The organism is Sphingobacterium psychroaquaticum, from assembly GCF_900177625.1.
GTDB classification, from domain to species: Bacteria; Bacteroidota; Bacteroidia; order Sphingobacteriales; family Sphingobacteriaceae; genus Sphingobacterium; species Sphingobacterium psychroaquaticum.
Map to the genome: position 1 here is coordinate 291168 of NZ_FXAU01000002.1, position 11771 is coordinate 302938.

Genomic DNA, 11771 nt, shown 5'->3' on the forward strand with positions numbered 1-11771 from the left:
TTTTTGTTTTTAACCTTTTTCTAGATATATGAAATTTAAAGCATACCTACTCTTCTTTTTTTTCGGACTTATGTACAGTTCTTTTTCCACCGCACAGGAAAACAAAGTTATCCATCTCGATAAAAAAGGAAAACCGACAAAAGATGAAGCTCAATCATTCTCGTACCGCATCGTGGTCAAAGATCCGGCACAGCCGAACCTTTTTAGATATGCGGAATTTTACACCGGAAGCGACGTCGTAAAAACGACCGCATGGATTAAAAATGCAAGTCTTCCCCATACCGCTGTTGGTGAAAAGCTAACCTACCATGTCAACGGTCAGCTGCATACCCGTGAACAATACAATGAGAAATATCAATTGGTCGATACCGCCTACCGCTACTATGCTAACGGTGTAACCGAGTCTATCAAAATATACAAACCCCAAAAAGAGGCCAAACAGGATGTCTATTTTGTATTGACCCAAGATAGCTTAGGTAACAAAGAGGTAATCCATGGGAATGGAAATCTACGGTATAGATTTAGTGCCGACAATATAGAAGAAGGTCCTTTGGTAAACAACAAAAAAAATGGAGAATGGACGGGGAAAAGTAAAAAAAGCTCCTACACCGAACAATGGGAAAATGACGTTTTAATCAGTGGTGTTTCGACAGACTCGACAGGAACGATTACCACGTATGATAAAGACAACTACGAGGTATCTCCCGAATACCCAGGCGGCATCAATGCATTACGCAAAATTGTGGGAGCCAATTACCGATACCCAGCGAAGGCCGTACGTGAAGGTCTCTCTGGAACGGTGATACTGAGTTTTCTCGTAGAAAAAGATGGAAGCATGAGTACCATCAAGATCGAACAAGATTTAGGCAGTGGCACCGGAGAAGCGGCCATGGATGCGCTCCGCCAGGTAAGACAAAAATGGAGCCCAGGTATTCTGCGCGGCAACAAAGTACGAGTAGCTTATCGTCTACCTATTACCTTAAGCTTAAATCAGTAACAGGTAAACTTAGTCCGTATTTTTTCTGACAGTCCCTCAAACAGAAAAACTATATTTGTTGAATTGTACTATGAATATATTATGAAACACATCACATTTTTCCTGTTAGGCATGGTCTGTTATTTCGCATCCATTGCGCAGCAAAAGACATATTTTGATCAAAAAGGTAACAAGGCAACAGACTCCACGAGTGCTTACGTGTATCGTACATTCTCAAAGGACAGCTTGAATCCAACCTATTTTAAGTATGCAGAATATTACCTAAAGGGAGATGTATTACGGGTTTCTGCCTTCGTTAAAACACCCCATGTGGTGAGTTCGGTCGTTGGACAAAAGCTGGCTTATTATCCAAACGGAAAACTATATACACGGGAACAATACAATCAATGGCACCAGTTAACAGACACCGCTTATCAGTACTATCAAAACGGAGCGATAGAATCCATAAAAGTGTACAACCCAGAGAAAAAAAATGCCGATAAAATCGAATATATACTCTTACAAGATAGCCTTGGTAAAAAACTCGTTGTCAATGGAAATGGCTTCTTACGTCTCGTGTATAGTGACAACTATTACGAATCAGGACCTATAGTCAACAACAAGAAAGATGGACAATGGACAGGAAAGTATATGAAGGATACTTTTGTCGAAATTTGGGAAAACGAAGAGCTCGTCAGCGGTACACTTAAAGACTCCTCCGGTGTTTCATCAACCTACAATAAAGACAATTATTACCTGGAACCGGAATATCCGGGTGGATTAAACACCTTACGAAGAAATCTTGGAAACAACTATCGATATCCTTCAAAAGCCATGGCCGAAGGCATTTCCGGGACTGTAATTGTTGGCTTTATTATAGAACGTGACGGCACAATGAGCAACTTTAAAGTAGAACAAGATCTTGGACATGGTACCGGCCAAGAAGCCATTAGGGCACTTCGCCAAACCAGCCAAAAGTGGAAACCAGGAATACAAAGAGGGAAACCCGTGCGAGTCGCATATCGAATTCCCCTGACCCTGAATCTGCAGTAACAACAAGGCAATAGCACGCCAGCTTCAGCCTGACAATTATTCTGTAAGAAATAGCACACTAAAACACATATAATCTCCCACTATAATCGGGCAATTTTGTTTATGTTTGTATTTAGGAGGGTTATCGATTTTTCATGTCAAATAAAGGAAATAGTTTCAAAAGTTCAGGTGGAAATAGTGTTTCGAGCAAGCGCACAGCGCGTGTCCCAAACAACACCATACAAGCTAAAAAAGAACGATTTAAGTCGTTTGAGCATATAAATTTCTCGGAAGGACAACGTAAGGCACTCAAGATATTGGGAATATTCTTGCTTTTCCTATCTTTTATCTTTGCCGTATCCTTTGTCTCTTACCTATTCACATGGAAGCAAGATCAAAGCTATATTGCACAAACAAATGGAGGTTGGTCAACGCTATTTCAATCGGCCGATGAAATAGCCGATGAAGCAATCGACCTGCCCGTCGTTGAGAATAAACTCGGGAAACTTGGTGCGCTTCTAGCCAATCAATTCATATATGAATGGTTTGGAGTAGCCTCTTTTCTCTTCGTCTTGGTCTTCTTTGTTGTGGGGTATAAATTCTTGTACAAAAAATCTGTACTCCCAATTTGGAAAACTATAGTATATACTTTTCTAGGTATTATTTTCATCTCCGTAACCCTCGGTTTTCTCCAAGATTTTATAACGGATTCACCGCATATCCTTGAAGGAAAATTTGGATACTGGACCAACCAACTCTTAAAAGCACAAATCGGCTCCACCGGAGTCGCAGGGCTTCTTATCTTCGCCTACTTAACTGCGCTCATCGTCATCTATAATTTTGACCTCAAACTAACCTGGTTCCCGCGCAAAGAAATTCCGGAGGAAGATCTAGAAGACCATGCCGAAGATAATTTTGAATCGTTCACGCGTGTAAATGCACAGAACCGTAGCTTCGACCGAACAACTAGTCCAGATCGTACAATCGAGGAAGAAGATATTATTTCGAACACCGCAGAAGCACAACATAACCTCATAAAAGCACCTTTTCAAGAAGAATTATCTGCGATCACTCCTGAAGCTGAAGAAGAGGAAGAAGCAAACGAAGAAGAACTTAACTTTTCATTTTCAATCTCAGCACCTGAAAGTGATGCAACAAGCATCCCGCTCTCTATTGATCCTGCAGTAGAAATTCCGGAAGAAGAGGAAGATTTATCGCTCGCCGTTGAAGATATCATTGAAGAAAAAGCAATCACTTCAGATGACTTGGTTGCTCAATTCGGTGAATATGACCCTAAATTAGACCTATCTGGTTATAAATATCCAACATTGGATCTATTAAAAGATTACGGTGCAGGTAAAATTACGATTAACCAACAGGAACTCGAAGCCAATAAAAACAGAATCGTCGAAACCCTTCGCAATTACAATATTGAGATTGAACATATCAAGGCAACTATCGGCCCAACGGTAACCCTGTATGAAATTATCCCAAAACCTGGCGTACGTATCTCTCGTATCAAAAATCTGGAAGACGATATCGCATTAAGCCTTGCCGCGCTCGGCATTCGTATTATTGCTCCAATGCCGGGTAAAGGAACAATTGGTATCGAAGTGCCAAATAGCAGCCCGGAAATGGTCTCCATGCGGTCTGTACTGGCAACAGAAAAGTTCCAAAAGACAGATATGGACTTGCCGATAGCATTAGGAAAAACAATATCCAACGAGGTCTTTATTGCGGACTTGGCCAAGATGCCTCACTTACTGGTTGCCGGAGCAACAGGGCAAGGTAAATCAGTAGGTATCAATGCCATCCTCACCTCGCTATTATATAAAAAACATCCAGCCGAACTGAAGTTCGTGATGGTCGATCCAAAGAAAGTAGAGTTATCCTTATTCAAAAAAATTGAACGACACTTTTTAGCGAAGCTTCCAAACGAAGAAGAGGCCATCATAACCGATACTAAAAAAGTAATCAACACATTGAACTCATTGTGTATCGAAATGGATCAACGTTACGACCTACTAAAAAATGCGCAGGTACGTAATTTAAAAGAGTATAATGTAAAATTTGTAAACCGCCGATTAAACCCTCAGGAGGGTCATCGATTCTTACCTTTTATAGTTCTGGTAGTTGATGAGTTTGCAGACTTGATGATGACCGCAGGTAAAGAGGTAGAAACACCAATAGCGCGATTAGCACAATTAGCACGTGCCGTGGGTATTCACTTAGTGATTGCGACACAGCGCCCGTCCGTCAATATTATTACAGGTACGATCAAGGCCAATTTCCCGGCACGATTAGCATTTAGGGTATTGTCAAAAATCGATTCCCGTACAATTTTGGATACAGGTGGAGCTGATCAGTTGATCGGTCGAGGGGATATGTTATTGTCTACAGGAAGTGATTTGACACGGATTCAGTGTGCCTTTGTGGATACACCGGAGGTCGATAAAATCTCTGATTATATTGGTAGCCAACGCGGATATCCATCAGCATTCCTTCTTCCGGAGTATATTGACCCGAATGGAGAGGAAGGTGCCGTAATGGATTTTGATGCTTCAAGTAGAGATCAACTGTTCGAAGAAGCAGCACGATTGATCGTAATGCACCAACAGGGATCCACATCATTGATTCAACGTAAATTAAAACTCGGCTACAACAGAGCGGGGCGAATAATCGATCAATTGGAAGCGGCTGGTATTGTCGGTCCATTTGAAGGCAGTAAAGCACGAGAAGTGCTTTACCCTGATGAATACTCGCTGGAACAATATTTAGAAACGTTGCGAAAAAATGATTAACATGAAAAAAACAGTATTATTATTGCTAAGCGTATTTGCCCTGATCAGTGCATTTGCGCAGACAGATGCTGCCGCAAAAAAATTACTGGATGAGGTCTCTAAAAAGTACGATAGCTACCGGACAATCCAAGCGGATTTCACCTTTGATGCACAACAACCGCAGGGCGCACCTTATTCGGACAAAGGAGTACTTTATTTAAATAAACCTAAAAATCAATATAGAATTCAACTGACCGCCCAAAACTTGATCAGCGATGGTAAATCGACCTGGTCCGTCCTTAAGGAAGACCAAGAGGTGCAGGTAACGGCAGCAGATAACAGCAACGATGCTATTGGTCCTAACAATTTATTTACCTTCTACAAAACAGGTTTTAAATATGTCAGTATGGATAACGAGCGCGTAGGTCAAGACGTTCTTAACATCATCGAGCTAAGCCCTATTGATACAAAGAAAAACTACTTTAAGATCAAACTCCGTATTAACAAGAACAAACATATTCATGATGTCCTGATCTTTGATAAATCTGGAGCAAAATATACCTATACCATAAAATCGCTTTACGTAAACCATCCAATCAATGCGTCTCAGTTTACGTTCAATGCAAAAGATTATCCAAAGTACGAAATTGTTGATTTACGATAATACGAAGTAGTCTGTCTATGGCAAAAGTTACCTTAAAGAGTCTAGCGAAAGGATTAAATATGTCCGTCTCCACTGTTTCTAAAGCATTAAATGACAGCTATGAAATCAGTGAGGAAACAAAATCAAAGGTTAAAGCGTATGCCACCGCGCATAACTACCAACCTAATATTATAGCGCAAACGCTCAAAACAGGGAAAACGAATACAATTGGCGTTATAATTCCCAAAATGAGTAGCCCTTTTGAATCCCAGATTATAGAAGGAATACAAGAGGCAGCAACCAAAGAGAATTTCCGTGTGGTGATTATGAACAGCATGGAAAATGAAGCCATGGAGAAGAGTAATATCAGCTCTATGGTCGCTAAAGGGGTCGATGGAATACTCTTTTGTCCTATCCATGAGCACTCCAACATTAATCTGGTTAAACAGATCTCGGAAAACACACCATTCGTTATTTTTGACCGCACCAACTACGCCATAGATACACATAAAATTGGTGTTCTGAATACAGAAGGTACACATGCGGCTTGTCAGCACCTCTTTGATATGGGGCACCGAAAAGTAGCCATCTTAGGAGGAGCACATCAAGGTATTACAGCAGATCGAGTTGCAGGCTATAAACAAGCACACAAGGAAGCTGATATCCCCGTTCAAGAAGAATATATTATTTACCTCAATGTAAAAAGTGTTGCAGAACTACATGAAGGCTTAAGTCGGAACATACAGAAACTACGAAACCTCCCAGAACCACCAACTGCTGTAGTTGGTATTTCTGATACCATCACCACACATTCTTTAGGGATTTTATCACAACTCGGTATTAAAGTGCCACAAGAGATTGCCGTTATCGGATTTGCAAATACAGACTTAGCATTCTCACTCAATCCATCATTGAGCACCATATATCAACCCGCCAAAGATATTGGAGCAATTTCATTTGCCAAGGTGTTAGATATATTGAATAAAAAGTATAGAAATCAAATAGAATGGGAAGATATTAAACTTCCCACTACCATTCAACTTCGAGAATCCACAAAAATAAACCTATAGGTCTGTTACGATTTTCATTTGTGGAACCAACTTTTTCATAATACACCAAGCGATCAAATAAGAAATACCGCAGATCGAGAATATAATAAAATAACCGGCTTCCAATCCGTGAAACCCAAAGAATGACAGGCCTGCGGTTTCGGCGTAATCAAATAAAACACCCGAAGCTTTATTAATGATAAAAGCCCCTACACCACCGGCCAAACCACCAATTCCAGTAACCGTTGCTATCGCTTTTTTGGGAAACATATCTCCTATCGTCGAAAAAATATTTGCCGACCAAGACTGATGGGCAGCCCCTCCAATTCCAATTAAAATAACAGGAACCCAGTATGAAATATGGCCTAAAGGCTGTGCCAACAATACGACTAATGGGAAAAAAGCGAAAATCAACATCGCACGCATCCGTCCTTCGTATGCATTCAACCCTTTCTTTTCAACAAAATACGTAGGTAACCAACCGCCAATAATAGACAATAACGTAATCATGTAAAGCACAAAAATGGCAACCTGTCCTTCTGTATCAGAGGATTTAATATCATACACAGAACTCAGATAAGCAGGCATCCAAAACAAAAAGAACCACCATACCCCGTCGGTCATAAACTTGCCCACAATAAAAGCCCAGGTTTGGCTATATTTCAAACACTTTAATATAGATACCTTCTCTGCCAAAGCAGCGGGCGAATCTTGATCTTTCAACAAGGTATCGTGATCAATATAATCCAACTCCGCTTGATTTACTTTAGGATTCTGCTTTGGTTTATAGTACATAAAGTGCCAAAAGCCCATCCAAACAAATCCTAAAGCACCTATAATAATAAAGGACATTTCCCACCCCCATTGCTTTGCAATCAAAGGAATAGTCAATGGAGCCAACAATGCGCCAATAGTCGCGCCCGCATTAAAGATACTCGTGGCGAAAGCACGGTCCTTTTTGGGAAAATACTCCGCAGTGGCTTTAATCGCCGCCGGAAAATTCCCGGCCTCTCCAACAGCGAGCACAAAGCGCGCAAAAATAAATAAAACAACACTCACGTTAATGACCCGAGATACATCCTTTACTGTCGCAATAATCGCCTTAGACTCATGAAAACCAACCCACCAGTTGCCCGTGATAACGCCTGACGTAGCAATCCCACAAAAAGCATGTAAAATTGCACCTACTGACCATACACCAATCGCCCATTGAAATCCCTTCTTCGTATCCATCCAATCCACAAAACGCCCCGCAAATAGCATGGAGACAGCGTAGAAAATAGAAAACAAAGCTGTAATATTTCCGTAATCATTATTTGTCCAATGAAATTCCGGCGCAATGAAGTCTTTCCAAGTCAAAGACAACACTTGTCGGTCAAGGTAATTTATAGTTGTAGCGAAGAACAGTAAAGCACAGATGGTCCATCTATACGTTGTCGGTTTAGTCATCATAATTGGTTTATCATACAAGGTTAAAAATCAGTTTGGTTTTATTTAGGAAGAGCGAATAATCCCCAATTCTAATCCCCGCAATTCGGCCAATCCACGTAGTCTTCCAATAGCCGAATAGCCCGGAAAAGTCTCTTTATGTAAATCATCCAACATCTGATGGCCATGGTCAGGTCGAAACGGAATAGGCACATCTCGCTTTTGATTTTCAGCGACCAACTCTTTCATCACCGCATACATATCAACATCCCCATCCAAATGATCAGCTTCATAGAAGCTACCCAACACATCGCGCTTTACATTTCTTAAATGCGCAAAATGAACACGATCTTTAACTTGTCGAAACATATCAGGAAGGTCATTCATTGGTCCTGCACCAAGTGAACCCGTACAAAAACAAATCCCATTAAATGGCTTATCAACACCTTGAAGAATATATAATAGGTCTGATAGGTTACTCGCTATTCGAGGTAATCCCAATATGGGATATGGTGGATCATCAGGATGAATTGTCATCTTTATACCAAGCTCCTCACAAACACCGGCAATAGCCGACAAGAAGAAAAGAAGATTGTCCCGCAGTCCTTCGAAACCAATTTTTTGATAGACCTCAATACTATTTTTAAGATCAAGCAAAGACGCATCCTTCTCTCCGGGAATGCCCATAAGGACATTATTTTTCAATGCTTTTTTATCGGCCTCCACAAAAGAACTGTATTTCTCCTGTGCCTGCTCTACAACAGCTTCTGGATAGGAATCCCTTGCGTCAGGTCTTTCGAGGATAAAAATATCAAAGATAGCCAGATCGATCCAATTGAAGTAAAGTGCTTTTGAACCGTCGGTCATCGTCAAATCAAGCGCCGTCCGCGTCCAGTCGAGGACCGGCATAAAGTTGTAACAAACAGTCTTTATACCACAGGCCCCAAGATTGCGTAAACTCTGTTTATAGTTTTCGAGGTAATGTGTAACATTTCCTGAACGCGTCTTAATTGCTTCGTGCACGGTCACACTTTCTACCACCGACCAGCGTAACCCAGCCTCTTCAATGATACGTTTTCGCTCCATTATATCAGCTATCGGCCATATCTCCCCATGCGGAATATGATGTAATGCCGTGACTACACCAGTCGCGCCTGCTTGCTTGATATCTTGTAATGTTACAGGATCATTGGGACCGTACCAACGCCATGTTTGTTCTAAGAAAAGTTTCCCCATTATACACCAGTCCATGCATTAAAACCACCATCCACAAAAACTGTCTCCCCCGATATAAAGCTTGCAGCATCACTCAGAAGATAAATTAACGTCCCCTCCAATTCGGATGGATCACCTAAACGCGAAAATGGAGTCCCATTAACAATACGTTGCGCACGATCCGTATAGCTGCCGTCTTCTTTTGTTAGTAAAGAACGATTCTGCTCCGTCAAAAATACCCCCGGTGCAATAGCATTTACACGAACCTTGTCCGAATAACGTAAAGCCAATTCAGCAGCCATCCATTTGGTAAAACCATCAATACCGTGCTTCGCAACGGTATAGCCGAGCACCCGTGTAAAAGGTCTTTTGGCAGTCAATGAAGAAATATTCACGATTGCGCCACTCCCCCGCTTGGCGATTACCTCGCCTAAAACTAGCGTGGGAATAATCGTTCCATATAAATTAAGCTCAATTGCCTTAATAGTATCCGAAATCTTATTATCGAAAAGATCCTGATCCGGCCCAATAGTTGCCCCAGGGATGTTACCACCCGCCGCGTTGACCAAGCCATCTATCGTTCCCCATTTACGCAGGATAACATCCTTTGCCAATATCATGGACTGTTCATCCATCACATCGGCAACAACGGCAATAGCTTCCGCTCCATACGATTCCGCTAACCGGACCCGTTCTAACGCCTTTTCTTCACTTCGCCCAATAATACACAACTTAGCACCCGCCTCGGCGATCGCCTTTACAAAAGATCCCCCCAAAACGCCCGTTCCGCCGGTGATCACGATAACTTTCCCTTTTAAAGAGAAACGCTCTAAAACATTCATTTTGATAACACAGTTTATAATACCCAATAATACTTATTTTCTGTGGGCACAACGAATTTTCGCCTAATAATCAACGATAACGATTGCGTAAAAACGAAAGCCTCAAATAGAGAAAATTAAAGTAACTTAAAGCCATTAAACCGAAAACTCAGTATGAAAAAGATTCTTGCATTTGGCGAAATCCTTATCCGGCAGCAAAGTGTTGGTACAAGCTTTTTCGAAGCAGAAAATAATTTTTTATCTATTTACCCTGGTGGCTCAGAAGCCAATGTCGCAACCGCATTGGCACAGATGGATAATGCCGTGAGCTATGTAAGTGCTTTTCCCGAAAATGCATTGTCGAACGAGATTATTGATATCTTGAAGAAGTATGGCGTAGATACTGCTAAAACACTTTTCAAGGGTGATCGCATAGGAACCTATCTCCTACTGTCAGCAAATGGTTTATCCAAAGGAGAAGTCATCTACGATCGAAAGTACTCCAGTTTCAGCCAACTAACCCGCGCAGATATCGATATAGACGATCTCCTACAAGATGTAGATTGGTTACACTGGACAGCCTTGACCCCCGCATTAAATGAAAACCTCACGCTAGTGATGCAACAGATACTACAGGCCGCAAAGGAAAGAGGAATCATAATCTCCGTAGACCTAAATTATCGAAACAAGTTATGGCAATATGGTGTGGAACCATTGGAGGTAATGCCAACGCTCATATCGTATTGTGATGTGATAATGGGTAATATTTGGGCCGCTAACAAAATGTTGGGAACCCAAGTGGATAGCAACCTAGACCGCTACACATCGAAAGAGACATATATGAAAGCCGCTCAACAGTCGGCAAATGAAATATTTCAAAAATTCACAACCTGTAAACATATCGCTTATACGTTCCGCTTTATGGATAACCCGACACATAATCTTTTTTACGGAACATACCATACAAGAGAAAACCATACCGTATCCGCAACACATGAGACCAACGCGGTAATCGATCGGATCGGAAGCGGCGACGCCTTTATGGCCGGTTTTATACACGCGCTTCGACACAAGATGACGCCCCAGCAAATCGTCGATACAGCCACCGGAGCAGGCTTTCAAAAGCTATTCGTAAAAGGTGATTTTGGAAATGGAAAAATAGACTAACATGGAAAATATACTGAACCACATTAAAACATATCCCGCGATTCCCGTTTTTTATCACGACGATCTGGAGACCTGTATTGCGGTTGTAGATGCATGCTACCGTGGCGGGATACGCGTATTTGAATTCGTACACCGTGGAGAAAAAGCAGTCGAAAATTTTGAAGCATTATTGGCGTATAAAAAGAAACACCTGATCGACTTAAAACTAGGCATCGGAACCATTAAGACCCCCGAGTTAGCGAAAACATACGTTAAACTTGGTGCTGAATTTATTGTGAGTCCTGTCATCGTACCCGCTATCGCAAAAGAAACACTGGAAAAAGGTATTCTTTGGATTCCAGGCTGTATGACGCCAACTGAAATCGCGCAAGCGGAAGCAGTACAAGCTCCTTTAATAAAATTGTTTCCGGGTGATACATTAGGACCCAACTTCTTAAAATCCATCAAGCCACTCTTCCCGAATACCAAATTTATGCCAACCGGTGGGGTTGATGTGGAGGAAAACAATATTGACGCATGGTTCAAAGCGGGGGTATACGCTGTAGGACTCGGGTCCAAACTGTTTCAAGCACCTCCAGATGCGACAAACGACGAGTGGTTGTCTGAGCGCTGCAAATTACTCCTATCTTGGGTACAAAAAAAAGGTTAGTGCTTGCGCAC

Annotated in this window: 10 protein-coding genes; 7 read left to right on the forward strand and 3 right to left on the reverse strand. The window is 41.6% G+C overall.

Going from position 1 to position 11771, the window contains the following annotated elements; translation table 11 throughout:
- The first annotated feature begins 28 nt into the window (after positions 1-28).
- The 5 genes from B9Y69_RS06605 to B9Y69_RS06625 all read left to right on the forward strand — a co-directional run bounded on the left by B9Y69_RS06605 (position 29) and on the right by B9Y69_RS06625 (position 6501).
- Positions 29-997 carry an energy transducer TonB gene (locus tag B9Y69_RS06605; protein WP_085472234.1) on the forward strand — a complete coding sequence of 323 codons (969 nt, stop codon included), beginning with the start codon at positions 29-31 and terminating at the stop codon, positions 995-997.
- Positions 998-1078: 81 nt separating this feature from the next.
- Positions 1079-2029, forward strand: coding sequence for an energy transducer TonB (locus tag B9Y69_RS06610; protein ID WP_085472235.1), 951 nt, complete (start codon positions 1079-1081; stop codon positions 2027-2029).
- A 134-nt stretch (positions 2030-2163) separates the two neighbouring features.
- Complete coding sequence (locus B9Y69_RS06615; RefSeq protein ID WP_085472236.1) at positions 2164-4809, forward strand: FtsK/SpoIIIE family DNA translocase; 2646 nt, start codon at positions 2164-2166, stop codon at positions 4807-4809.
- A gap of 1 nt (position 4810) precedes the next feature.
- Positions 4811-5452: an outer membrane lipoprotein periplasmic chaperone LolA1 gene (locus B9Y69_RS06620; RefSeq protein WP_234991121.1), complete on the forward strand. Its 642-nt coding sequence runs from the start codon at positions 4811-4813 to the stop codon at positions 5450-5452.
- A 17-nt stretch (positions 5453-5469) separates the two neighbouring features.
- On the forward strand, positions 5470-6501 hold the full coding sequence (locus tag B9Y69_RS06625; protein ID WP_085472238.1) for a LacI family DNA-binding transcriptional regulator: 1032 nt from the start codon (positions 5470-5472) through the stop codon (positions 6499-6501).
- Here the strand turns inward: B9Y69_RS06625 and B9Y69_RS06630 are convergent.
- Genes B9Y69_RS06630 through B9Y69_RS06640 form a run of 3 tightly spaced genes read right to left on the reverse strand, consistent with a single transcriptional unit; the run spans position 6496 to position 9965 of the window.
- A complete protein-coding gene (locus B9Y69_RS06630; RefSeq protein ID WP_085472239.1) occupies positions 6496-7932 on the reverse strand; it encodes an MFS transporter in 1437 nt (478 codons plus the stop codon). The genes B9Y69_RS06625 and B9Y69_RS06630 overlap by 6 nt on opposite strands.
- A 42-nt stretch (positions 7933-7974) precedes the next feature.
- Entirely contained in the window at positions 7975-9159 is a 1185-nt protein-coding gene (gene uxuA / locus B9Y69_RS06635) for a mannonate dehydratase (protein ID WP_234991122.1), read from the reverse strand.
- Complete coding sequence (locus tag B9Y69_RS06640; protein ID WP_085472241.1) at positions 9144-9965, reverse strand: SDR family oxidoreductase; 822 nt, start codon at positions 9963-9965, stop codon at positions 9144-9146. Before B9Y69_RS06640 ends, uxuA begins: the two co-directional genes overlap by 16 nt.
- 153 nt (positions 9966-10118) lie before the next feature.
- On the opposite strand from B9Y69_RS06640, the gene B9Y69_RS06645 reads away from it, so the two are divergent.
- Positions 10119-11111 (forward strand): sugar kinase, encoded by a 993-nt coding sequence (locus tag B9Y69_RS06645; RefSeq protein WP_085472242.1) that lies wholly within the window; start codon positions 10119-10121, stop codon positions 11109-11111.
- Between the two features lies 1 nt (position 11112).
- Positions 11113-11760, forward strand: coding sequence for a beta/alpha barrel domain-containing protein (locus tag B9Y69_RS06650; RefSeq protein ID WP_085472243.1), 648 nt, complete (start codon positions 11113-11115; stop codon positions 11758-11760).
- The last annotated feature ends 11 nt before the right edge of the window (positions 11761-11771 follow it).